Source organism: Erythrobacter sp. JB1-15 (genome assembly GCF_057365035.1).
Map to the genome: position 1 here is coordinate 104,840 of NZ_CP200295.1, position 21,835 is coordinate 126,674.

25 protein-coding genes are annotated in these 21,835 nt (G+C 58.6%); 12 read left to right on the top strand and 13 right to left on the bottom strand.

The genetic code is table 11. The features are described 5' to 3' along the window. Window position 1 precedes the first annotated feature (1 nt). The 5 genes from AC0V6L_RS00575 to AC0V6L_RS00595 all read left to right on the top strand — a co-directional run bounded on the left by AC0V6L_RS00575 (window position 2) and on the right by AC0V6L_RS00595 (window position 5,628). On the top strand, window positions 2-871 hold the full coding sequence (locus AC0V6L_RS00575; protein ID WP_486152170.1) for a F0F1 ATP synthase subunit gamma: 870 nt from the start codon (window positions 2-4) through the stop codon (window positions 869-871). A gap of 20 nt (window positions 872-891) precedes the next feature. After that, entirely contained in the window at window positions 892-2,349 is a 1,458-nt protein-coding gene (atpD, locus tag AC0V6L_RS00580) for a F0F1 ATP synthase subunit beta (protein ID WP_486147086.1), read from the top strand. A 9-nt stretch (window positions 2,350-2,358) separates the two neighbouring features. Further along, entirely contained in the window at window positions 2,359-2,616 is a 258-nt protein-coding gene (locus tag AC0V6L_RS00585) for an ATP synthase F1 subunit epsilon (RefSeq protein WP_486152172.1), read from the top strand. 316 nt (window positions 2,617-2,932) lie between these two features. After that, complete coding sequence (locus tag AC0V6L_RS00590; protein ID WP_486155026.1) at window positions 2,933-5,137, top strand: prolyl oligopeptidase family serine peptidase; 2,205 nt, start codon at window positions 2,933-2,935, stop codon at window positions 5,135-5,137. 215 nt (window positions 5,138-5,352) lie between these two features. Beyond that, the gene (locus AC0V6L_RS00595) at window positions 5,353-5,628 is read left to right on the top strand and encodes a DUF1153 domain-containing protein (RefSeq protein WP_486147092.1); all 276 of its coding nucleotides are present in this window, start codon (window positions 5,353-5,355) and stop codon (window positions 5,626-5,628) included. A gap of 21 nt (window positions 5,629-5,649) precedes the next feature. On the opposite strand, the gene AC0V6L_RS00600 is transcribed toward AC0V6L_RS00595, so the two are convergent. The 4 genes from AC0V6L_RS00600 to glmU all read right to left on the bottom strand — a co-directional run bounded on the left by AC0V6L_RS00600 (window position 5,650) and on the right by glmU (window position 8,668). Then, window positions 5,650-6,300, bottom strand: coding sequence for an SOUL family heme-binding protein (locus AC0V6L_RS00600; RefSeq protein WP_486152173.1), 651 nt, complete (start codon window positions 6,298-6,300; stop codon window positions 5,650-5,652). Window positions 6,301-6,369: 69 nt separating this feature from the next. Further along, on the bottom strand, window positions 6,370-6,663 hold the full coding sequence (locus tag AC0V6L_RS00605; protein WP_486155027.1) for an HNH endonuclease: 294 nt from the start codon (window positions 6,661-6,663) through the stop codon (window positions 6,370-6,372). Next, on the bottom strand, window positions 6,647-7,306 hold the full coding sequence (locus AC0V6L_RS00610; RefSeq protein ID WP_486152175.1) for a hypothetical protein: 660 nt from the start codon (window positions 7,304-7,306) through the stop codon (window positions 6,647-6,649). The genes AC0V6L_RS00605 and AC0V6L_RS00610 overlap by 17 nt, the downstream gene beginning before the upstream one ends. Window positions 7,307-7,315: 9 nt before the next feature. Beyond that, complete coding sequence (gene glmU, locus AC0V6L_RS00615; protein ID WP_486152177.1) at window positions 7,316-8,668, bottom strand: bifunctional UDP-N-acetylglucosamine diphosphorylase/glucosamine-1-phosphate N-acetyltransferase GlmU; 1,353 nt, start codon at window positions 8,666-8,668, stop codon at window positions 7,316-7,318. 104 nt (window positions 8,669-8,772) lie between these two features. On the opposite strand from glmU, the gene AC0V6L_RS00620 reads away from it, so the two are divergent. The 4 genes from AC0V6L_RS00620 to AC0V6L_RS00635 all read left to right on the top strand — a co-directional run bounded on the left by AC0V6L_RS00620 (window position 8,773) and on the right by AC0V6L_RS00635 (window position 11,815). Then, a complete protein-coding gene (locus AC0V6L_RS00620; RefSeq protein ID WP_486152179.1) occupies window positions 8,773-9,600 on the top strand; it encodes an HAD-IA family hydrolase in 828 nt (275 codons plus the stop codon). Between the two features lie 12 nt (window positions 9,601-9,612). Beyond that, entirely contained in the window at window positions 9,613-10,542 is a 930-nt protein-coding gene (locus AC0V6L_RS00625; protein WP_486147104.1) for an SDR family NAD(P)-dependent oxidoreductase, read from the top strand. A gap of 34 nt (window positions 10,543-10,576) precedes the next feature. Beyond that, window positions 10,577-10,999 carry a hypothetical protein gene (locus tag AC0V6L_RS00630; RefSeq protein WP_486152181.1) on the top strand — a complete coding sequence of 141 codons (423 nt, stop codon included), beginning with the start codon at window positions 10,577-10,579 and terminating at the stop codon, window positions 10,997-10,999. A gap of 150 nt (window positions 11,000-11,149) precedes the next feature. Beyond that, on the top strand, window positions 11,150-11,815 hold the full coding sequence (locus tag AC0V6L_RS00635) for a DUF4328 domain-containing protein (protein ID WP_486152183.1): 666 nt from the start codon (window positions 11,150-11,152) through the stop codon (window positions 11,813-11,815). Between the two features lie 25 nt (window positions 11,816-11,840). On the opposite strand, the gene AC0V6L_RS00640 is transcribed toward AC0V6L_RS00635, so the two are convergent. The 4 genes from AC0V6L_RS00640 to AC0V6L_RS00655 form a co-directional block, all read right to left on the bottom strand. Then, window positions 11,841-12,203 (bottom strand): DUF2794 domain-containing protein, encoded by a 363-nt coding sequence (locus tag AC0V6L_RS00640; RefSeq protein WP_486152185.1) that lies wholly within the window; start codon window positions 12,201-12,203, stop codon window positions 11,841-11,843. Next, window positions 12,203-12,913 (bottom strand): serine O-acetyltransferase EpsC, encoded by a 711-nt coding sequence (gene epsC / locus AC0V6L_RS00645; protein WP_486152187.1) that lies wholly within the window; start codon window positions 12,911-12,913, stop codon window positions 12,203-12,205. The genes AC0V6L_RS00640 and epsC overlap by 1 nt, the downstream gene beginning before the upstream one ends. A 65-nt stretch (window positions 12,914-12,978) precedes the next feature. Beyond that, window positions 12,979-13,626, bottom strand: coding sequence for a P-loop NTPase family protein (locus AC0V6L_RS00650; RefSeq protein ID WP_486152189.1), 648 nt, complete (start codon window positions 13,624-13,626; stop codon window positions 12,979-12,981). 20 nt (window positions 13,627-13,646) lie between these two features. Then, a complete protein-coding gene (locus AC0V6L_RS00655; RefSeq protein WP_486152191.1) occupies window positions 13,647-14,954 on the bottom strand; it encodes a heavy-metal-associated domain-containing protein in 1,308 nt (435 codons plus the stop codon). Between the two features lie 69 nt (window positions 14,955-15,023). Between AC0V6L_RS00655 and purM the strand changes: the two genes are divergently transcribed. The 3 genes from purM to AC0V6L_RS00670 all read left to right on the top strand — a co-directional run bounded on the left by purM (window position 15,024) and on the right by AC0V6L_RS00670 (window position 18,427). Further along, window positions 15,024-16,121 carry a phosphoribosylformylglycinamidine cyclo-ligase gene (gene purM / locus AC0V6L_RS00660; protein WP_486152193.1) on the top strand — a complete coding sequence of 366 codons (1,098 nt, stop codon included), beginning with the start codon at window positions 15,024-15,026 and terminating at the stop codon, window positions 16,119-16,121. Further along, entirely contained in the window at window positions 16,114-17,103 is a 990-nt protein-coding gene (purN, locus tag AC0V6L_RS00665) for a phosphoribosylglycinamide formyltransferase (RefSeq protein WP_486152195.1), read from the top strand. Before purM ends, purN begins: the two co-directional genes overlap by 8 nt. 76 nt (window positions 17,104-17,179) lie before the next feature. Further along, window positions 17,180-18,427 (top strand): sulfotransferase, encoded by a 1,248-nt coding sequence (locus AC0V6L_RS00670; RefSeq protein ID WP_486152197.1) that lies wholly within the window; start codon window positions 17,180-17,182, stop codon window positions 18,425-18,427. A gap of 130 nt (window positions 18,428-18,557) precedes the next feature. On the opposite strand, the gene ndk is transcribed toward AC0V6L_RS00670, so the two are convergent. The 5 genes from ndk to AC0V6L_RS00695 form a co-directional block, all read right to left on the bottom strand. After that, entirely contained in the window at window positions 18,558-18,980 is a 423-nt protein-coding gene (ndk, locus tag AC0V6L_RS00675; RefSeq protein ID WP_486147124.1) for a nucleoside-diphosphate kinase, read from the bottom strand. A gap of 172 nt (window positions 18,981-19,152) precedes the next feature. Further along, window positions 19,153-19,659 carry a hypothetical protein gene (locus AC0V6L_RS00680; RefSeq protein ID WP_486152199.1) on the bottom strand — a complete coding sequence of 169 codons (507 nt, stop codon included), beginning with the start codon at window positions 19,657-19,659 and terminating at the stop codon, window positions 19,153-19,155. A gap of 29 nt (window positions 19,660-19,688) precedes the next feature. Then, on the bottom strand, window positions 19,689-20,123 hold the full coding sequence (locus AC0V6L_RS00685; RefSeq protein WP_486152201.1) for a DNA polymerase III subunit chi: 435 nt from the start codon (window positions 20,121-20,123) through the stop codon (window positions 19,689-19,691). Beyond that, entirely contained in the window at window positions 20,120-20,254 is a 135-nt protein-coding gene (locus AC0V6L_RS00690; RefSeq protein ID WP_486147130.1) for a DUF2256 domain-containing protein, read from the bottom strand. The genes AC0V6L_RS00685 and AC0V6L_RS00690 overlap by 4 nt, the downstream gene beginning before the upstream one ends. A 37-nt stretch (window positions 20,255-20,291) precedes the next feature. Further along, entirely contained in the window at window positions 20,292-21,749 is a 1,458-nt protein-coding gene (locus tag AC0V6L_RS00695) for a leucyl aminopeptidase (RefSeq protein ID WP_486152203.1), read from the bottom strand. Window positions 21,750-21,835 lie beyond the last annotated feature (86 nt).

Below are 21,835 nucleotides of genomic sequence, written 5' to 3' on the forward strand. Positions count from 1 at the left end.
CGTGCCTTCACTTAAGGAACTGAAAGATCGGATCGGGTCGGTTAAATCCACCCAGAAGATCACCAAGGCCAAGCAAATGGTCGCTGCGGCGAAGCTGCGCCGGGCGCAGGCTGCTGCCGAAGCGGGGCGTCCCTATGCGGAGCGTCTGTCTGCGGTGATGGCCAGCCTTGCGGGTAAAGTGTCCGGCGACAGCGCGCCCAAACTGCTCAGCGGAACCGGATTAGACCAGCGCCACCTTTTGGTGGTGGTCAACACCGATAAAGGCCTGTGCGGCGGTTTGAATTCAAACATCGTCAAAGCGGCGAAATTGAAAGCGCAGGAATTGATTGCCGCCGGCAAGCAGGTGGAGTTTTACCTCGTCGGCAAAAAGGGGCGCGCACCGCTCAAACGCGATTATGAAAGCCACATCACCGGCGGTTATGACACCACTGTTGTCAAAACTCCCGGCTTTGAAGAAGCCGACGCAATCGCCGCTGAACTGGTTGAAATGTTCGATGCGGGCAAGTTTGACATCGCGCATCTTGTCTTTCCGACATTCAAATCAGCGCTGGCGCAAGATCCTACGATCAACCAGCTGATCCCCGTCCCCTCCCCTGAGGCGACCGAGGATACCGGTGCGATGGTTGAATACGAACCGGGCGAAGAGGAAATCCTCGAAGAATTGCTGCCGCGCTATGTCAAAACGCAATTGTTCGGCGCGCTGCTCGAACGCGAAGCGTCCGAACATGGCGCATCAATGACAGCGATGGATAACGCCACGCGCAATGCGGGCGATCTCATCAACAAGCTGACCATCCAATACAACCGCAGCCGCCAGGCCGCGATCACCACCGAATTGATTGAAATTATTGCAGGCGCAGAAGCGCTGTAATCGAAGGCAAGGACGATATAATGGCCACCGCACCCGTATTGAACCAGACCACCAATGGCACCATTGCCCAGGTCATCGGCGCTGTCGTTGACGTGCAGTTCCCCGGTGAACTGCCCGCAATTCTCACCGCGCTTGAAACCAAGAATGGCGATAAAACGCTCGTTCTCGAAGTGGCGCAGCACCTTGGTGAAAACACCGTCCGCACCATCGCGATGGACGCAACAGAGGGTCTTACTCGCGGCGGCGAAGTGATCAACACCGGCGCGCAGATCAGCGTGCCTGTTGGCCCCAAAACGCTTGGCCGGATCATGAACGTCGTTGGCGAAGCGATTGATGAACGCGGCCCTGTGGGCGCGGATATGAGCGCTCCGATCCACGCAGAAGCCCCACCCTTTGTGGACCAGTCCACCGATGCCGCCATTCTGGTGACCGGGATTAAAGTGATCGACCTTCTCGCTCCTTACGCGAAAGGCGGCAAGATCGGCCTGTTCGGCGGCGCGGGCGTTGGTAAAACGGTTCTTATTCAGGAACTCATCAACAACATCGCGAAAGGCCATGGCGGCGTTTCGGTGTTTGCTGGCGTGGGTGAACGGACGCGCGAAGGTAACGATCTCTACCACGAGTTTCTCGACGCAGGCGTTATCGCCAAGAACGACGCTGGCGAAGCCATCAGCGAAGGTTCGAAAGTGGCGCTGGTGTTTGGCCAAATGAACGAGCCTCCCGGCGCGCGCGCCCGTGTTGCTCTGTCGGGTCTGACCATGGCGGAATATTTCCGCGACCAAGAAGGTCAGGACGTGCTGTTCTTCGTGGACAACATCTTCCGCTTTACGCAGGCCGGTTCGGAAGTGTCCGCTCTGCTGGGCCGTATTCCTTCGGCGGTGGGTTATCAGCCGACCCTGTCGACTGATATGGGTAACCTGCAGGAACGCATCACCTCGACCACCAAGGGTTCGATCACCTCGGTTCAGGCCATCTACGTGCCTGCCGATGACTTGACCGACCCTGCGCCGGCGACCAGCTTTGCGCACCTTGACGCGACCACCACGCTGAACCGCGCGATTTCAGAGCTGGGCATTTACCCCGCTGTTGACCCGCTCGATTCCACCAGCCGCGTTCTCGAACCGCGCGTTGTGGGTCAGGATCACTACGACACCGCTCGCCGGGTTCAGGAAATCTTGCAAAAATACAAAAGCTTGCAGGACATCATTGCCATTCTCGGGATGGACGAACTGTCCGAGGAAGACAAACTGACCGTTGCGCGCGCTCGCAAAATTCAGAAATTCCTCTCCCAGCCTTTCCACGTGGCAGAAGTGTTCACCGGTATCTCCGGCATCTTCGTGCAGCTTGAAGACACTGTTAAATCGTTCAAAGCGGTTGTGGACGGCGAATACGATCACTTGCCAGAGCAAGCCTTCTACATGGTCGGCGGCATTGACGATGTGGTCAAAAAAGCCGGCGAAATGGCTGAGGACGCTTAAGGTAGTTTTATGCCCCTGCACTTTGAACTCGTAACCCCGGCAAAGCTTGTCCGGTCCGAAGACGTCCATATGGTTGTCGTGCCCGGCAGCGACGGGGAATTTGGTGTGCTCGAAGGGCACGCGCCGTTCATGTCCACCATTCGCGACGGCGAAGTGCAGGTCTTCAAAACCGAAGGCGCTGCGCCCGAAATGATCGCTGTCAAAGGCGGATTTGCCGAGGTTGGCGATACCGGCCTCACCGTGCTCGCGGAGCATGTTGAGGGGTAAGTTGTTCCATAATTGAAACTCAGAAAAGGCGGCCTTGTTGGCCGCCTTTTTTGCGCAAGCGATCCTGAGTTGTTTTCCTTCGCTCACAGGCTGGTGTTACGGGTGCTGGTGTTACGGGTAATGCCTTGGCCACCAGCCGCCTGTTTCCAAACGGCAATCAATCCGCGAAATCGGCATTGGTTTTTCCATGCAAGAACCGCGCGGCCCGTATTGCGCAAAGCCTTTCCTACTCTATCAGCCAAAGCGCCTTCACAAGCGCGCCTGACCCCGGCACAAGGGGGCCATATTATCGCGCAGGAGAGACCCCTTGAAACTCGTGTCCAAAATCGCTCTGGCAGCCGCCATGAGTATCACCGCATCCACCGCCGCCAATGCCGCCAATGCCGCCAAAGCAGGCGCGCAAACCGGCGAAGACAGCCAATCAGAGAAAGCCGATATGCAAACCGCAACAGATGATGGCGTGCCCGGCCCCGAACAAGATCCCTATATCTGGCTCGAAGAAGCGCGCAGCGATGAAGCGCTTGCCTGGGTTGAAGCGGAAAACGCGCTCACTCTGGCCGCGCTGGAGGCCGATCCGCGGTTCGAAACGCTGAAAGCCGAAGCGCTTGCCATTTATGACAGCGAAGACCGCATCCCTTATGTGAGCTTTCGCCCTGATGGCCTGTATAATTTCTGGCAGGATAAACAGAACCCCAAAGGTCTGCTGCGCCGCACCACTTTGGAAAGCTATCAAAGCGATGAGCCGGAATGGGAAGTGCTGCTCGATGTGGATGCGCTGGCCGAGGCGGATGGCAAGGAATGGGTCTATAAAGGCTCCACCTGCCTGCCGCCTGCGCTCAATCGCTGCATGATCGCGCTGTCCGATGGGGGCGAAGATGCGACCATTATGCGCGAATTTGACACCGCCACCGGCACTTTTGTCGATGACGGGTTTGAGCTTTCTGAGAAAAGCCAGGGCAGCGTCCAGTGGATGGACAAAGACACCATGCTGGTCAGCCGCAATTTTGGCGAAGGGACGCTGACCGACAGCGAATATCCCTTCACCACCCGGCTGTGGAAGCGTGGCACCGATATTGCGGACGCAGCTGAGATCTTTCGCGGGGACGCATCGGATGTGTGGTCAGGCGCGAGCCTGCTGCGCGATGCCGCCAGCACCGTGCATGCCACCACCGCGTTTCGCGCTGTCAGTTTCCATGAAAGCGAAAATTACTGGCGCAATCCTGAAACCATGGAATGGGTGCGGCTTGATATGCCGCTTAAGGCTTCGATTTACGGGATTGTGGACGGGCATATTCTCTTCTCCACCGATGTCGATTGGACGGTGGGGGATCAAACATTCCCCGCAGACAGCCTGATTGCAGCCGATCTGGAAGAATGGAAAGCCGATCCCAATGCGGCGGCCAAAACGCTGGTTTGGGCTCCTGCAGAGCGCCAGACAAAACGCGGCGGCGCGGTCACGGCGGGCGCGCTCTATGTGGGCCTGCTCGATAATGTCGTTGGCAAAGTGCTGAAGTTCAATTTTGCAGATGGCGCATGGGTGAGCGAGGAAGTGAACCTGCCAGACAATGCAACTGTGGGCATCGCGGCAAGCTCTAACCAGAGCGAGCAGATCATGTTCACCGTCACCGATTTCCTCAATCCCACCACGCTTTATTACACCGATGGCAGCGCCGATCCGGCAGTGCTAAAGACCTCGCCTTCCTATTTTGAAGCCGCGGGCATGGAAGTTGAACAGCACGAAGCGGTGAGCAAAGACGGGACACGCATCCCTTATTTCATCGTCAAACCCGCTGGCATGGCGATGGACGGCGAAACCGCTGTTCTGATGGGCGGATATGGCGGATTTCAGGTGCCTCGCCTGCCCGGATATCTGGGATCAACCGGCAAGATGTGGCTGGAACGCGGCGGCGCTTATGTGCTTGCCAACATTCGCGGCGGGGGCGAATTTGGCCCCGAATGGCACCAGAGCGCCATCCGCGAAAACAAGCAGCGCACCTGGGATGACTTTATCGCAGTGGGTGAGGATCTGGTGAAACGCGGCTTCACCTCTCCGGACAATCTCGGCATTCAGGGCGGCTCGCAAGGCGGCTTGCTCGTCGGCACTGCCTTTACCCAGCGCCCCGACCTGTTTGGCGCAGCGATCGTGCAGATCCCGCTGTTCGACATGCTGCGCTATCACCTGATCGGCAGAGGAGCATCGTGGATTGGCGAATATGGCGATCCGCGCATCCCTGAACAGCGCGCATGGATCGAAGGGTATTCGCCCTATCAAAAGATTGTGGAGGGGGTGGATTACCCCATGCCATTCCTCTGGGCCTCCACCGCCGATGACCGGACGCACCCTGCCCATGCCCGCAAAGGGGCCGCGCGGCTTAAGGAATTGGGCCAGCCTTATTACTACTTTGAAGATATGACCGGCGGGCATTCCGGCGGGGTCGATAACGAACAACGCGCGAAGCTTCAGGCGCTGCAATATGTGTATCTGATGCAGCGTTTGATGGACGCGCGTGAGGGCGGTTAACTTCCTCATATAACTGAATAAATTGTGAACCCCGGTGCGCTGAGCATCGGGGTTTTTCACTGGCCTTGTAAAGCAAACCGACAGTTTTGCCTCGCTTCACCGCAGGGCTTGCACGGGGGGTAGGATCAACACGATTTTAACCATCTTTGGAAGGGCGTGGTTAAGTGCCAAAGCGCGATCTCAAATGCATCAGAGGGGGCACAAGGAGAAAGCGAATGACGTATCCCAATCATATGTCGATGGCTGATGTCATCAAAAGCTACGGCCTGCCCAAAAGTCACAAGGTGCACTGGTCAAAGACTCGCAAAGCAGACGTAGTGCGCGCTGTGCATGAGCGTGCGATCAGTTTCCACGAAGCGCGTGAGCGGTATCTGCTGAGCCGCAGCGAGTTTGAACAGTGGGAACGCGATTGCGGGCTTGAGCATATCGACACCAGCATGGACGCTGGCTCCGAGGCCCCTGCCCGCACCGCCCAGCTGGCCGCGGTTTGAGGGTGTGTGCGGCGGCGCGGTTTATTCCGCCGCCGCAACCTCAATCAGCACTTCGTTGCGGCGCATTGGGCCCGGCACCATCGGCGCATCGTAAAAAGCGTACTCAAAATCGCCTTTGGGCAAAAGCTGCTGCGCTGCGATCCATTCGCTCAGCAAAGCTTCCATATCGGCAAGGTCTGACGCGCTGCCATTGCCGCTAAAAGTGACCGCTGCGACGCGGCGTGCGGGCACTTCGCTGAGTGTGATATCAGCAGGCGGAGTGGGAAGCGTTGCCATGGTATATTTGGCCGGCATCACAAACCGCATGCGCCATGTGCCGCTGCCTGTCTCACCCTGCAAAACTGGCGATGTCATCGCGATTTTCGCATCCTGATCGGCGCGATCCTGCAGCACAGGCGATGTCATCGCGATTTTGTCGCCGCCTTCGGGCCGGTCTTCGCCAAAGATGTAAGCCGCCAGCCTCCTGAAACTGCGCGAGCTTGCCTCGCGCCGCGTGCCTGAATGGGTAACCTCGGCCACGATCATGGGTTCGTATTCGCGCAGCTCGAATGCATCCTGCGCGGTCACGACGGTATATGCCGGCTTTTCAATGTCGCGATATTGTGCGTAAGCGACCGCCCCGCCCAATGCGGCAGCGCTCAATCCCAAACCGATCCACTTTTTGAAACTCACCGTGCGAAACCCTTTTGCTGCTGTTGCTCTATCAGCAGTCAGGCAGCGCTTTGGTTCCCGGATGGGTTCCTATCGCCGCGTGGGCGCGTGAAAATCGGGCGGTTTGCTCGCGACCCAATTGATGAATTTCGCCAGCGCGGAATGCGCGCGAATGGCATCTGGATCATCACCAATCCGCGCCAGTTCAGCATTGGTGAAATTGGTGTGGATCGCCTTGTGACAGATCGGGTGGACGGGAACAGTCGCCCTTCCCTTTTTCGATTTGGGCACAGGATGATGCCACTGGATCAGCGTCTCAAACGGGCGCCCGCACAGCCAGCATGACAAGGACTGGATATCGTCAGCGTCAAGCCGCAAACCAATGAACCCTCCAATGGCGGAACTTCCTGGGGAAGTGCGAGGAGCGGTTCTCGTCTCTAATCTCTGGAGCGCTTAGCGATGCCAGATCAAAGCCGGGCATCGTGGCCGCCACAATCGGTGCAACGTCCTTGTCGCGTTTCACCTTAGTCCAAAGCCCTTGAATGCGGATCGGTCCTGAAAAATGGAAAGGTTCAGGCTCATCATTTTTATACCAGCGATATTGCGCGTGCCAATCGACAACCAATTGGCCGGGGTTCTCACCCGCTTGAAACGACACGCGGTTGTTCTCAAAATGCGGCGCATCGTTTCCATAAAAGCACTCAAATTCAACCGGGTCTTCGCCCTCAACAAAAGTTTGCCCCGCAAGATCGGCGAAACTCGTCGCGCTCCAACCACTAGGTGTAAAAACAATGCGCAGCGTTGGATACAGCGCGCCGTCACCACCCGATTCCTTGTCCACTTTGATATCGACTTCAAAAGTCGCGGTAGAGTGCTCAGGTCCATAATCCCAATGCCTGCGCAAAAACGGCCCCCACTTTTTTGGAGCCCAAACGTGGGTCGCAATGCAAATATGCGCCTGTGTTGCTTTCGCAGTGACAGTCCTGCCTTCAACCTCAATAGTCGTTGGGGTAAAGTCCCAGATCACGCTACAGTCTCACCCTTTCTTTGCCGCCGCTTTCTTCTTTTTCATCGTGTCGTGGAAACGGTCCGCCCAGCCGTCTTTGACCAATTGTTCCGCGCGCACCATGCGCAGCTCGCCAGCGGCCACATCGCGGCTGACGGTGGAGCCCGCTGCGACAATGGAATCAGCACCGATATTGACAGGCGCGACCAAGGCTGAATTTGAGCCGATGAAAGCGCGTTCGCCGATCACGGTCTGGTATTTGAAATAGCCATCATAATTGCACGTGATCGTGCCCGCGCCGATATTGGCATTCGCGCCGACGCTCGCATCGCCAATATAGGACAAATGGCTGGCCTTTGCGCCGGGGCCGAGAGTGGCTTTCTTCATCTCGACGAAATTGCCGACAAAGCTGCCCTCTTCCATCACCGCGCCGGGGCGCAGGCGGGCAAAGGGGCCGGCCTGTGCGCCTTTGCCAAGCTGCGCGCCTTCGATGTGCGAATACGCTTTGATATGGACGCCATCGGCCACGCTTACGCCGGGGCCAAACACCACATGCGGATCGATGGTCACATCGCGGCCAAGCACCGTGTCGTGGCTGAAAAACACGGTGTCTGGCGCGCGCAGGCTCGCGCCCTCGGCCATGGCCTCAATGCGGCGGGCGGCTTGCCAGCGGGCTTCAACCTCGGCGAGTTCTGCGCGGCTGTTGATCCCGGCGACTTCATCCGCATCGCATTCGACCACGACGACCTTGTCCCCGCGCGCAATCGCGCCTGTGGCGACATCGGGGAGGTAATATTCGGATTGGGCGTTGTTGTTATCCACCGCGTCGAGCAGCGGCCACATATCGTCAGAATGCGCGACCAGCAGGCCCGAATTGCACAGATTGACGCTGCGCTCTTCTGGCGAAGCATCTTTGAATTCGACCATTTTGGAAACAGCGCCCGCTTCATCCGCAATAATCCGGCCATAGGCGAGCGGATCATCCGGCCTGAACCCGAGGACAGCGACCTTAGCACCGCCCGATAACGCATCGAGCAGCTTTTGAACCGTCGCTCCCGTCACCATCGGCACATCGCCAAATGTCACCAGGATATTGCCCGAAAATCCCGCCAATGCCTCCCTCGCCTGCAATGCGGCGTGCGCGGTGCCGTGCTGGGGGTCTTGCAAAGCGGTTACAACTTCGCGCCCTTCCAAAGCGGCATCGATCTGCTCGCGCCTGTCGCCCACCACCACAACGGTGCGGCTGGGCGACAGCGCGTCAAAACTATCGAGCAAATGCAGCAGCATCGGCTTGCCCGCGATGGGGTGGAGCACTTTGTGAAGCTCGCTTTTCATGCGTGTGCCTTTGCCAGCGGCGAGGATGATGGCGGCAAAATCAGTCATTCAGATGGGTTTCCGTCGATTGTAACTTAAACTGCACTCTATCGCGCAGCGCTCCTGCCAGCAAATGCTTGCGGTTTGAAGTCTGTTGGACCACGCGTGGGGGCATGACAGATTTCCCTTACGATAGTGTTGGTTTTGACCTTGATGGCACGCTGCTCGATACGTTCCGCGATCTGGGCGAGGCGGTGAATTATGCGTTGTCGCTGGGCGCGTATCATCCGGTGCCTGTTGAAAGCTCCAAAGACCTGATCGGCGGCGGAGCAAAAGCGATGCTGGCTCAGGCAGTGCAATCACAAGGCGGCATTGCAGGCGGGCTGGAAGGCGATGATTTCCATGCGCTGTATAAGGCGATGCTGCGCTATTACGCGGACAACAATGCGGTGCATTCCGCCCCCTACCCCCATGCACGCGAAGTGATCGCCGATCTTACCGCGCGCGGGGTCAAAGTCGCTGTTGTCACCAATAAGTTTGAGAAATTCGCCCGTTCAATCCTTACGCAGTTAGACTTTATCACCCCGTTTGAAACCGTGATAGGCGGCGACACGATGGGCAAAGGGGCGGATGGCAAATTCATCTCCAAACCGCATGGCGACCCCGTGATCGAAGCGCAAAAGCGTATGGGCGGCGGCTCCATGCTGTTTATCGGCGATTCCACCTATGACGTGGCCGCCGCGCGCGCCGCAGGTGTTCCCGTTATTGCAGCCGCCTATGGGTATTGCGACAAAGCGCCTGATGATCTGGGCGCGGATGCGGTTATCGATCTCGCTCGATCAGCTGATCGGAGCCGCTTCAAAGCTTGGCGAACCGGCCTAACCCTACGGCATGGGACGGTGCGCATGTCCCCTGTTGCATCGCCAAAGCAAAAGTGCCACGCAGCGCACTGCAAAGTTTACGCGCGCGTAAAGCGTGCTCTCCCACGAGAAACATTTTGAGAGGATCATAGAATGAGCATCGATTTCAAGGATAAGGTCGCAATCGTTACCGGCGCTGGCGGCGGTTTGGGCAAAGCCTATGCGCTGGAACTGGCCAAGCGCGGCGCGAAAGTCGTCGTCAATGACCTTGGCGGATCGCGCGATGGTACGGGCACTTCTGATGCCGCCGCCGAAGTGGTTGCCGAGATTGAAGCGGCTGGCGGCGAAGCGATGGCCAATGGCGGCTCTGTCACTGAATATGAGCAGATGGAAAAAATGGTCGCCGATGCCAAGCAGAAATGGGGCGGCGTCCATATCCTCATCAACAATGCAGGCGTGCTGCGCGACAAGACCTTTGTCAAAATGACGCCGGCTGATTTTGAATTTGTGCTCAAAGTCCACCTTACCGGATCCGCCTTTGTCACCAAGGCATGCTGGGAAACCTTCCGCGAGCAAAGCTATGGCCGCGTATTGATGACAGCATCGTCCACGGGCCTGTTCGGCAATTTTGGCCAGGCCAATTATGGCGCGGCGAAACTGGGCCTTGCCGGCCTTACCAAGACGCTTCAGCTGGAAGGCGCGAAATACAATATCCGTGTGAACTCGCTGTCACCGGTTGCTGGCACGCGCATGACCGAAGATCTCTTCCCCGAAGAAGCATTCAAACTGTTCGCACCTGAAAACGTGGTGCCCGCAGCGCTTTATCTGGTCAGCGAAGATGGCCCCACCAATGCTATCGTTGGCGCAGGCGCTGGCGGTTTCCATTCGTCATGGGTCGTCATGAACGATGCCGTGTGGCTGCCCGATGGCGAACGCACCGTTGAAGGTTTCGCAGCGCGCTGGGATGATATCAATTCGTTCACCAATCTGGTCGCACCGCAATCGGGCAGCGAGCAATCAGGCGCAATCCTGAAAGCCATGCAAGAAGTGACAGGCACAGGCCCGTCCAGCGCGCGCGGATAAGCGAAACCGAAAACGCAAACGCGGGAACAGCCCGATGGATTACTGGTTGGCAGCCATAATAGGCGTGGTGATGGGGGCAGTGATGCTCGCCATAAGCGCCCGGCTGTCATCCAGGATCCTTGCGGCGCAAGGCATGCTCGCCCTTACGGCCATGTTGTGGATCTATGTCGGCGTGCAGCTGGCTGATGGATCGATCACCGATATCGTGTTTGAAACGATTGTCGCGCTGCTGTTTGGCGGCGGAGCTTTGCTGGCGATGCGCCGCTGGCTTCCTTCTATCGGTGCCGCGATCCTGCTGCACGGCGCCTATGATGCGATTATCGGCCCGCATACCGGCGTTGCCGAATGGTACCCGCCGCTTTGCGCAGGATTTGATCTGATCGTGGGCGCGGGCCTGATCGGGATGCTGACCCACAAGGAACGGCTTGAGAGATCAAGCCGAATAGCGGCGTATTAGAACGGGACGAGCAGACTTTCGGCTGCTTGCGATGCCGGGCTAAATATTGCACTTTCTTTTCAGGTTCTTGCGGCAGGGCGTATAACTGATCATAATCAGATTTTCGTCGCAGCTGTGATTGCATACATCACCAACAGGATATCTGAGCCGATGAACGAAGCAAGCACCCACGCAGCAGCCGGCTTTGACACTGACCTCCTACTAGCCCGCGCCAAATTTGCGAGCATCGCAACTTTGGTGGCGCTGGGATTTTTCGCCGTTGTCCTTCTGGGTGAATTGGGAGAATTGGCTGGGTTCATCAATTTGAACACCGTAGAATTGGGCACCGCCGAAGTGATCTACTCCTTCATACTGATCGCATCGAGTGTTACCTTTCTGGTTTCGGCGGTGGCGATTTCGATGTGGATTTACCGCGCCCATTCCAGCCTGCGTGAGGCAGGCCGGGACGATTTGGAATACACGCCCGGCTGGGCCGTGGGGTGGTTCTTCGTCCCGATCATGAACCTATTCAAGCCGCTGGGCGCGATGCGCGAATTATGGAATGAAAGCCACCTCACAGCCGACAGTTATGGCAGCGAATCCCCTGGCAATCTGGGCCAGTGGTGGGGGGCATGGATAATCGGCGGCATTCTCAGCAATGTTAGTACACGTCTTACCCTGATGGCTGATGGAAGCGGCAACATGCAGATCGCAGTTCTCTTAAGTGTGGCCTCAAGCGTATTCTTGATCGCGGCAGCTTTGCTGATTTATCAAATTATCGGAACCATCACGCAGGCATTGATATCCAATGTGAATGCAGCCAGCGTGTTTGAATGATCGCTTGGCCCCTGTGGAATCCCGCTCAGTCCTGATCCACGGCTTTGACCAGGCGGCGTTCTATCGGCGCGAGGACATTGGCGAGGTCTGATCCGCGTTTCAGCACTTGGCCGTGTTCACCAAACAGGGTCCACATGCCTTGTTTGTTGCGCAGGGATGGGCGTTTTTCCACGCGGGCTTGCGGACGCTCTGATGCGCGGCGAAAAGCGGCAAAGACCGCCACGTTCCGGTCAAAATCCATCGCATAATCGCGCCATTCGCCCGCTGCGACCATGCGGCCATACAGATCGAGAATGCGCTGCAATTCCTTGCGTTCAAACCCAACCTGGCCTGCGCGGCGGTTTGGAAAAGCGACAATTTGACCTGCTGCGCCCTGATGCGGGTCCATCAATCACTGGTCCCGCTTTTCTTGACAGCGGCCACATCAATGCCCGCCTGGCCCGCATCTTTCAGCGCGGCGATCTCTGCTTTCATCGCGGCGAGTTCGCTTTCCAGTTTTTCGATGCAATCCACGCGGTTGCCTTCTGCATCTTCGCAATTGGGCGTGCCGTAGGGGATGAAATCCTTGATCCATTCCTCTGCCGGGACGAGCGTTGAACGCGCTTTCAACCCGATCATGGTCGCGCCGGCTGGCACATTGTCCATCACCACCGCGCTTGCCCCGATGCGCGCGCGTTCGCCCACAGTGACAGGGCCGATGATCTGCGCGCCCGAACCCACGATCACATTGTCTTCGAGCGTGGGATGGCGTTTGCCGCCTTTGCCATTGGCGGGATTGGTCCCGCCAAGAGTAACGCATTGGTAAATCGTGACATTGTCGCCAATTTCGGCGGTTTCCCCGATCACTGTAAAGCCGTGATCGATAAAGAAATTGCGGCCAATGCTTGCGCCGGGATGGATATCAATCCCGGTTAAAAAGCGCGCGGTGTGATTGACCGCGCGGGCAAGGAAAAACATGCCCGCTTCAAACAGCCAATGCGCAATGCGGTGCATGCCCAAGGCCCAGACACCGGGATAGAGCAGAATTTCCCACCGCGAACGCGGCGCGGGATCGCGCGAATGGATGGAATCCAGATAGCTTTTGAGCCGGTCAAACATCACCGATACCTTTTCACCCTTCGCCGCTACTTTTCACCATTTCGGCCAAAACGCAAATTTGCGCTCTAAAACAGGCGCTTTTGCTCTGGTCCTTGCAGCGCTTCCAAGGCGGCGCGCCATACAGACATGGTGGCAGGCACCGCCCGTTCAAGGCTGATGCGATCAATCGTCGCAACCAGATGTTCAAGGCTTGCAAAACTGCGGTCCGCGCGCGGCACCAGATATTCCGCCGCCCCCGGCGGTAAAGTCAGCGCGCGGGCATGGGCAAAAGCGTGGATCAAGTCTGCCGCCATGGCGTCATCAGGCTCGCCCAGTTCAAGGTGCAGCGATCCGCCCAGCCGCGATGCAAGATCGGGCAAAGCAATATGCCACGGCATGCTATCCGCGATCAGCAGCAGCGGCTCGCCCGCTTTTGATCCGCCCTGCTGGCTGGCATTCCACAGGTGGAACAATTCGGTCTCATCTTCGCGCTCAGCGGGGTCCACAACATGCACTCCCTGCCCCGCCATCCAGCGGCCCAGCAGGCTTTTGCCGGATCGCGGCGGGCCGGACAGGATGGCGGTGTTGAACGGCCAGCTTGCCGGATCGCGCAAAGCATCAATCACATGCGAATTGGCATTGCCGATCACGATTGCGCGCGCTGCGTCTTTGCCATTGCCGCTCCATTCGAGCGGCAGCGCTATTTGGGCAGAAGATGGGGCCGTTTTTGCCATCGCGTGATCCGTCCTGCGGATTAGCGGCTAATGGCGAGCGCGTTTGCGCCTTGGGTAACGGTGAACCCGCGCGCGCGCAGAGCTGCGGCCAATTGATCGAGGCTGCCGGTAAACCGGACGCTCATGACAGAGGTGCCGCCCATGGCGGTGCTGGTGACGCTTACCCCGCCAACGCCTGGGCTGGCGCGCACAGCGGACAAAGCGGCATCAAAGCTGGCAGCATCGGGCGAGGCAAACTGTACGGTATAGCTGGAAGCGGCAGCAGGCGGCGGCGTGGGGGTTTCGGTTCCGTCACCGCTTTCGCCTGTATTCTCGTCGCCGCTTTGCGCGCTCGCCCTTGAGGCGGCATCGCGCGCGCGGATGGCGCGGCCGATTTCTATGAGGCGCGCAATCGCAGGGTCAGCGCTGCCGCCACCTCCCAGGTTCAATGTGGGATCGGGTTGGAGCTTGCCGCCTGTCAGGGCTTCTTCGAAAATGCCGTCCATCCGCTCAACCGCCTCGCCCAGCATATCGCCCAGTGCATCGGGGCTGTCAGCGGTCAGCTCAAAGCTTTCGAGCATGGTGTTGTTAGGCCCGTAACGCGCGGTAAATGTGCCCGCGATCGGGCCGCCGGGATATTCATGCTCCAACCGGGCATAGGCCATCAGCGCATCGGCGGCGGAATATTGATCAAGCGTGGAGCGCCACCATGCGCGGCTGCGTCTGCCGGTCTGGCCAAAGTTCAGCAGCAGCGAATCGCCCCCTGCTCCCGATGGCCGGACATAATCGATGCGGCTGGTGCCCGGGTTGAAATCAGCCCAGGCGCGCTGCCAGGGATTGCGCGTTTCAAACGCGGTGTAGGTGCCAGCGGTCGCAGTGACGGGGATCAGCAGCATGGGCGCAGAAGCGCGCGCGCGCGATCCGCGGCCCAGATATCGCCCGGCGCGCTGACGATCAAAAATCACGCCCAATGTCGCGATATAGCGGCGCGGGCCCACCCGCTCGCGCTGGATCACGATGGAGGACACCAGCGATGACAGCTGCCCATCGGAAAGCGGCGGGCCATTGACGCGCTTCCACGCCTGCCTTTGCGCATCGCGCCAGGCATTGTCGCGCGCATCCTCAGCATCATCGCCGCGTTCATCGACTTTGATATTGCGGACTTCGATATCGGAGCTGGAGGCAGTGGGTGCAATCCCGCGCTCTCCGCCCACTTGCGCCAGCACGGCAGCATAGCCCCCGCCCATCAAGGCGAGCGCCGCCAGCGCGCCCATCAACCAGCGCGGCAGGCGCAAAGCGGCTTTGGAGGCCGGTGCATCAGGTGCAGACAAGGTGAATTGCGACGTCATTGGGGAAACCACGGCCCTATTGCCCAATGCGAAGTGGAATTCCAAGCGCAAAGGGGTAAAGCCTTGCGGATGGCTGATACAAAAACCGGATACACCTACGAAGATGCAGGCGTTTCAATCGCTGCGGGCAATGCTTTGGTCAAAGCGATCGGGCCGCTGGTGAAAGCCACAGCGCGCCCCGGCGCCACCAGCGAACTGGGCGGATTTGGCGGCTTTTTCGATCCCAAAGCAGCAGGCTACACCGATCCGCTGCTGGTCGCGGCGAATGACGGTGTGGGGACCAAACTTAAACTGGCGATTGAGCATGACCGGCACGGCAGCGTCGGGATTGATCTGGTTGCGATGTGCGTCAATGATCTGATCGTTCAGGGCGCAGAGCCTTTGTTTTTCCTCGATTATTTTGCCACCGGAAAGCTGGAAAATGGTATTGCTGAGCGGGTGATTGCAGGCATTGCGGCGGGGTGCAAACAGGCCGGATGCGCGCTCATCGGCGGGGAAACGGCTGAAATGCCCGGCATGTATGCCTCTGGTGATTACGACCTTGCAGGGTTTTGCGTCGGCGCGGTTGAACGCGGGGAGCAATTGACGGGCGAACAGGTGAGGCCGGGCGATGTGCTGCTGGGCCTTGCTTCGTCTGGTGTGCATTCGAACGGCTATTCGCTGGTGCGCCGATTGGCTGAGGATTTCGCGTGGAAAATGGACCGCCCTGCTTTGTTTGATGCGGACAGGCTGCTGATCGATGCTCTGATTGAACCGACGCGAATCTATGTCGCCAGCCTGCTGCCGCTGATCCGCGAAGGCCTTGTCCATGGTCTGGCGCATATTACGGGCGGCGGGCTGCTTGAGAATATTCCGCGCATTCTGCCTGACGGCGCGCATGCGGTTGTCGATGCCGATAGCTGGGAACAGCCGCGTCTGATGGCATTCCTGCAAGGGCAAGGCGGGATTGAGCCGGAGGAGATGGCGCGCACATTCAATTGCGGGGTCGGCATGGTTCTGGCTGTCGAAGCCAGCTCTGCAGGCACCGTCACGGAGCGCTTGGAAAAAGCAGGCGAAACCGTCCACCGGATCGGCGTGATTGAACCGGGCCAAACCGGCTGCAGCGTGCGCGGATCGGCAGGCACATGGTCTGCGCGCGCCGCGTTCGAAGCGGTTCATCATGGCTAATTCTCCGGTGCCACCTGTGCCGGTCGCGGTGTTCATATCGGGTACCGGCACCAATATGGCTGCGCTCCTTTATGCCAGCCGCCAGCCGGGAGCCGCGTTTGAGATTGTGCTGGTCGCCAGCAACATCGCTGATGCAGGCGGGCTGGCATTTGCCCAGCTTGAAGGGATCGACACCTTTGTCCATTCACACAAAGGCTGCAGCCGCGCACAGCAGGATGCCGCGATGGAAGCCGCCGCGATCAAGGCGGGCGCGCAGGCGATTGTGCTTGCCGGATATATGCGCATCCTCTCGCCTGAATTTACCGAGCGCTGGCAGGGGCGGATCCTCAACATCCACCCATCGCTGCTGCCCAAATATAAGGGGCTGGACACCCACAAACGCGCGATAGAGGCAGGCGATACGCATGCAGGGGCGAGCGTGCATGTCGTCACGCCGCAGCTGGATGCGGGCGAAGTGATTGCTCAGGCCCGCGTGGCCATTGCCTCTGATGACACGCCCGAAACTCTGGCGCGCCGGGTGCAACTCGCGGAACACCAGCTTTATCCGCGCGCGGTCAATGATTACCTGTCGCGCGGCAATGATCCGGCATTTCTGCTGGATAAGGTGCGCAAACTTGCGCTGTCGCTGCCCGAAACATCCGAGCGCGAAAGCCATGGCTCCCCCGGTTTCCGCGTCGGCGGAGAGAAATCCGGCAAATTCTTTGCCTATTTCGCAGATCGCCACCACGGCAGCGATCATATCGCGGTGCTGGTCAAAACCAGCGGTATGGATGAGCTGATGAACCTTATCGAAAACCAGCCCGAGACTTATTTCAAGCCAGCCTTTTACGGGGCGAGCGGCTGGGTCGGGATAGTTCTCAACAGCTCTGGCCCCGCCGCCGGGATCGATTGGGACCATGTGGAACAATGGCTTAGACGCAGCTGGCGCGCGATTGCTCCAAAACGGATGACAAAACTGCTTGATGCGGCTGACATGTTCTGATGAGTTGCTGGCCATTGAGGGAAATACCCGGCCAGCGTTCAATCATTTGGCAATGGCCGCGATAAAGGGCGCAATCATGGGCAAGCCATCGACGCGGGAACATTTGCTGGCGCGCGGCAAATTGGCCGAGAAGGTAAGCGATTTCCTGGGCAAGGCATGGGATCGCGGCTGGCTGCCTGCGCCTGATCTGGAACCCGGCGCGCTGTGGGCCGCTGCGGTAAAAGCGGCAAGCAAGGATGTCAGCGAATTTGCCGCCGATGCAGAAACGGGCAAACGTTCGCCTGAGGACATTGACGATTTCCGCCTGCGGCTGGAAAAATTGTGCGAAGCGGTCAGCGCAGAAGCAGACCTGAACCCGCTGGGCCGCGCAATGGCTTATGGCCAGTTGACCCGCGCCATCGGGCAAAGGTTGTCGCTGGGCGATCTGTGGCGGCGCGAACCTGATCTGCTCAAAACAAAGCTTGCACCGCCCATTCTGGTGATCGGCCATATGCGATCAGGCACCACGCGCATTCACAAATTGCTGGCCGCAGACCCGGCCCATTCGCACACCCGGTATTGCGATGCGTGGCACCCGGTTCCGCAGAAATTTGATCTGCGCCGGGTCAAAAGCAAAGCGGAACTGATGATGATGGAGGCGCTGAACCCGTGGCTGCAATCCATTCACCCGATGGCCAGCGGCGAAGTGGAAGAAGAACTGGCGTGGCTGGCGGGCGCTCTCAACCATTCGATTTACGAATCGCAATGGCACATTCCCAGCTTTTCCGCCTTTAGCGAGCTTGCCGATCCCGCCCCTGTCTACCGGGAATTTGAACGGATTTTGCGCACCGATGCCGCCCACCGCGATTGCGCAGAGCGCCCGCGCGTGATGAAAGCGCCGCAATTTTCCGAAGATCTGGCATGCCTGCTTAAACTGTTTCCCGGTGCGCGGGTGGTGGTTGCCGACAGAGACCGTGATGCGGTGCTGCGCAGCGCGGTCTCTTTGGTGGCGAACCAGATGGCGATCCAGTCAGACAGCTGCGATATTGCGCGGATCACTGAGCTGTACGAACACAAGATCGCGCTGCGCGACACTCGCCGGGAAGAGGCGCTGGCGCAATTTGACGGGCCGGTTACGCGGCTAAATTTCGATGATCTGTCTGATGATTGGGAAAGCGCAATTGCAAGCGCTTACAAGGATTTGGGCATCACTCTTACCAAAGAAGCGAAAGCCGCAATGCACACCGCGATGCAATCAAGCGCGAGCGGCGCGCATCTTGGCCATGCGCGCCAGCTTGAAGGATTTGGCGCGGAAATGTCCGAAGCGCGCCGCAGTGCTGCTTAGATAGTGCTGCGTAAATAGTGCCGCTTAAAGAACCGGGCCGCTGCCGGTTTAACAGGCCGCCTGCCCCGCCCCACAACGCTGCCCCTTTGGACAGACGCTGAGAAGCGCGGGCAGGTTAGCCGCGGGCAGATTAGCCGACGATTTCGTCATCGCTGAAGAAATAAGCGATTTCGATTGCAGCGTTTTCTTCGCTGTCCGAACCGTGGACGGTGTTCTCACCGATGGAGAGCGCAAATTCCTTGCGGATGGTGCCGGCATCGGCTTCTTCGGGATTGGTTGCGCCCATGATGTCGCGATTGCGCTTTACCGCGTCTTCGCCTTCGAGAACCTGCACAACCACAGGCTCGCTCATCATGAATTCAACCAGCTCGCCAAAGAAAGGGCGCTCTTTATGCACGGCATAGAACCCTTCGGCTTGCTCTTTGCTCATGTGAATACGCTTTGATGCAACCACGCGCAGGCCTGCTTCTTCAAGCTTTGCAGTGACAGCGCCTGTGAGATTGCGGCGAGTGGCATCGGGTTTGATGATCGAAAAAGTGCGGGTGACCGCCATAGAAAATTCCTTGGATTGAGAGGGAACGATGAGGTTGCGCGCGCACCTAGTCGCCAGCGCGCCTTACGGCAAGCCTTAAGCGCAGCCGAGCGGCGCGGCCCCTTTGCGCATTCGGAGCCGGGGCCCATGCTCTGGTAATGCATAGTGGACGCGTTAGAGCGTGTTTTCGCAGTTATTCAGCGACCCCGTCTGCCAAACTGAGCATGGCGGTGGTTGCACCGCCCGCTTCGGTTGCGTTCAAAGTGAATTGCGCGCCCCCATCCTTGGTGCCGCCGATCATGACGGTTTGATCTGCTGTCATCTCCATTTCGATGGCATATCCCGCCGCCTGCGCCTGCTGTTTGTAATGCTCAGCAACTTTGGCAGCTTTGTCCTCGATCTGCATGGTGATGCCGACAACCAGCCCTTCGGCCTGTTCGATCCGGGTGTTCTGGACGACTTTGGCATCAGGATAGAGCGAAAAGCCATCGGGCAATTCAACCGGGACATTTTCGCCCGTGCGAAGAGTGGTGGTGCCCTCCTCGGTTTCAATCGTCGCCGAGGTTTCGCCGGTTTCCCGGTCGATAGTGTATTCGCCCTCGCCCCCATTACCATCTTTTAATGTGCCCGAGGTCTCCGTGCCGCAAGAAGCCAAAATCGCGCCCCCCACCACCAGGTTCATTATCGCTGTGCTACGCATGTATTTCCTCAACTGAACTAACGGCCAAATCAGGCGACCTTAACCCATTTTGCGCCGTCCTGCCGGAAAAAGGCGCGCTCTAATTGGTCGCGATCTTGCAAAGCTTTCCAGGTCTGCCGGGCAGCTTGCAAACTCGCCTCATCAAACAGCAGAAATGCGCGGGCGAAACCGGTTGTTTCGCGGTAAGTGCCATCGGCGAAAATGACATGGCTCGCCCCGTTCGCCGCCTCGGTTTTGTCCGAAAGCAAGATGGGCTGGCGGTCACTTCCCGGATCACCCGCCTCGCCATTGGCAAGGAAGCTGTCGGCCCCCGCACTCCACAGACTGCGCGAAATGGCCGCGCGCTGGGCCGCATCTGTGCTGACGACCAGCAGCCGCTCATCCTGACCAAGCACCCGGCCCGCGATCAGGGCGGTGACCTTGTCAGCGGGATCGCGCGAAAGCTGCCAGAAATCGAGCTTCATGATTTATTCCGCTTACACCGTTCAGAGCAATAAAGCACATTATCCCAATCGCGCTCCCACTTTTTGCGCCAGGTAAAAGGCAACCCGCAGGCCGCGCAAATCTTGCTTGGCAAATCAGATTTCTTGCGCATTTTGGGGATAGCGGGGTCTCCTTATCCAGCTAGGCGGTCACTTTTCAAAACCGGCGACAAACCGGTCAAGCAGCCGCGCGCCATATCCGGTTGCGCCCTTGTCCCAGCTGTGTCCGGGCTTGTCCGCCCACACCATGCCAGCAATATCAAGATGCGCCCACGGCGTGCCTTTCTTGATAAAGCGCTGGAGGAATTGCGCCGCCGTGATTGACCCAGCCGGACGCGGGCCAACATTTTTGATGTCAGCAATCGGAGAATCGATCAGCTTGTCATAGGCCGGCCCCAGCGGAAGCCGCCACAGCTTGTCCCCCGTGCCCGCGCCAGCGCTCAGCAATTGCTCGGCCAATGTGTCATCATTGGCAAAAAGCCCGCCGTGCTCGTGGCCAAGCGCGATAATCATTGCGCCGGTCAAAGTCGCAAGATCAACAATGCGCGCCGGGTCATATTCCTCCTGTGTCCAATGCAGCGCATCGCACAGCACCAGCCGCCCCTCTGCATCGGTGTTCAGCACTTCGACTGTTTGACCGCTCATCGTAGTGACGACATCGCCGGGGCGCATCGCTTTGCCATCGGGCATGTTTTCGACGAGACCCATGACGGCCACGACATTGGCCTTTGCCTTGCGCCCAACAATTGCCAGCATCCCGCCAGCGACCGCACCGGCACCGCCCATGTCCCACTTCATATCTTCCATGCCGGGCGGCGGTTTCAGCGAGATACCGCCTGTGTCAAAGGTAACTCCTTTGCCCACCAGCGCGGTCGGTTTCTCTCCGTCTGCGCCGCCATTCCAGCGGATTGCCAGAAGACGCGAGGGGCGCTCTGATCCCTGACCCACGCCGAGCAAAGCGCCCATGCCCAGCTCTTCCATCTGCGCATCGTCAAGCACAGTGATTTCGGCGCCCGTGCCTTCGAATGCGGTTTTGCAAACGCTGACAAAAGTTTCCGGGTAAATGACATTGGCAGGCTCAGTCACAAGCATTTTGGTCAGCTCGACGCCTTTGGCGATTGCCTCGTTTTCGGCCCAGGCCTGCTGGGTGCCTTCTGGCGCGCCTGTCACATGCACATTTTCAAGAGTGGCGCGTTTATCCTTGGCAAGTTTGGTGCGGTACATATCATGGCGAAACGCGCGCAGGCGCAGGCCGAGAAGAACTGCCGCTGCCTCTTCGCCCGAAAGGTCCGCATGGCTGAGGTCAAGCGCCATTTCGGTTTCGCCCGATGTCAGATATTTTGCCGTTAGCGCAGCGCCCGCCCGCTCAACATTCAAACGGCGCTTTTCCGCGTCCACTTCTCCCGCGCCGGCGAGTGCGATTCGGCGCAAAGCATCCGATTGCATGGCAAACGCTTCAAACACCTGACCCGCGCCGCCTTTGAACCGGGATGCTTTCGCGCCATCAATGATCGCGGCATCAAGCCCCGACAAAGACGAGCCGGAATTGACGATCCGCGCGGTCAAACGAACCTGCTGCGGAGGGGATTGGGTGAAGTGAATGCGCATGAATGCTCCTGCCATTGGATCAAAGAGGCCGTGTATCTCAACCGAGCGTTCGTATTGAACGCAATAGAGCGCCAAATTGAGCCTTG

Coding starts and splice junctions, on each gene's coding strand:
- epsC (WP_486152187.1), bottom strand. CDS start 12,913: ATGTTTGACCGGCTCAAAAGCTATCTGGATTCCATCCATTCGCGCGAT.
- AC0V6L_RS00585 (WP_486152172.1), top strand. CDS start 2,359: ATGCCCCTGCACTTTGAACTCGTAACCCCGGCAAAGCTTGTCCGGTCC.
- AC0V6L_RS00680 (WP_486152199.1), bottom strand. CDS start 19,659: ATGCGTAGCACAGCGATAATGAACCTGGTGGTGGGGGGCGCGATTTTG.
- AC0V6L_RS00625 (WP_486147104.1), top strand. CDS start 9,613: ATGAGCATCGATTTCAAGGATAAGGTCGCAATCGTTACCGGCGCTGGC.
- AC0V6L_RS00685 (WP_486152201.1), bottom strand. CDS start 20,123: ATGAAGCTCGATTTCTGGCAGCTTTCGCGCGATCCCGCTGACAAGGTC.
- AC0V6L_RS00650 (WP_486152189.1), bottom strand. CDS start 13,626: ATGGCAAAAACGGCCCCATCTTCTGCCCAAATAGCGCTGCCGCTCGAA.
- AC0V6L_RS00640 (WP_486152185.1), bottom strand. CDS start 12,203: ATGGACCCGCATCAGGGCGCAGCAGGTCAAATTGTCGCTTTTCCAAAC.
- AC0V6L_RS00620 (WP_486152179.1), top strand. CDS start 8,773: ATGACAGATTTCCCTTACGATAGTGTTGGTTTTGACCTTGATGGCACG.
- AC0V6L_RS00655 (WP_486152191.1), bottom strand. CDS start 14,954: ATGACGTCGCAATTCACCTTGTCTGCACCTGATGCACCGGCCTCCAAA.
- AC0V6L_RS00690 (WP_486147130.1), bottom strand. CDS start 20,254: ATGCGCAAGAAATCTGATTTGCCAAGCAAGATTTGCGCGGCCTGCGGG.
- AC0V6L_RS00670 (WP_486152197.1), top strand. CDS start 17,180: ATGGGCAAGCCATCGACGCGGGAACATTTGCTGGCGCGCGGCAAATTG.
- ndk (WP_486147124.1), bottom strand. CDS start 18,980: ATGGCGGTCACCCGCACTTTTTCGATCATCAAACCCGATGCCACTCGC.
- AC0V6L_RS00595 (WP_486147092.1), top strand. CDS start 5,353: ATGACGTATCCCAATCATATGTCGATGGCTGATGTCATCAAAAGCTAC.
- atpD (WP_486147086.1), top strand. CDS start 892: ATGGCCACCGCACCCGTATTGAACCAGACCACCAATGGCACCATTGCC.
- glmU (WP_486152177.1), bottom strand. CDS start 8,668: ATGACTGATTTTGCCGCCATCATCCTCGCCGCTGGCAAAGGCACACGC.
- purN (WP_486152195.1), top strand. CDS start 16,114: ATGGCTAATTCTCCGGTGCCACCTGTGCCGGTCGCGGTGTTCATATCG.
- AC0V6L_RS00630 (WP_486152181.1), top strand. CDS start 10,577: ATGGATTACTGGTTGGCAGCCATAATAGGCGTGGTGATGGGGGCAGTG.
- AC0V6L_RS00695 (WP_486152203.1), bottom strand. CDS start 21,749: ATGCGCATTCACTTCACCCAATCCCCTCCGCAGCAGGTTCGTTTGACC.
- AC0V6L_RS00635 (WP_486152183.1), top strand. CDS start 11,150: ATGAACGAAGCAAGCACCCACGCAGCAGCCGGCTTTGACACTGACCTC.
- purM (WP_486152193.1), top strand. CDS start 15,024: ATGGCTGATACAAAAACCGGATACACCTACGAAGATGCAGGCGTTTCA.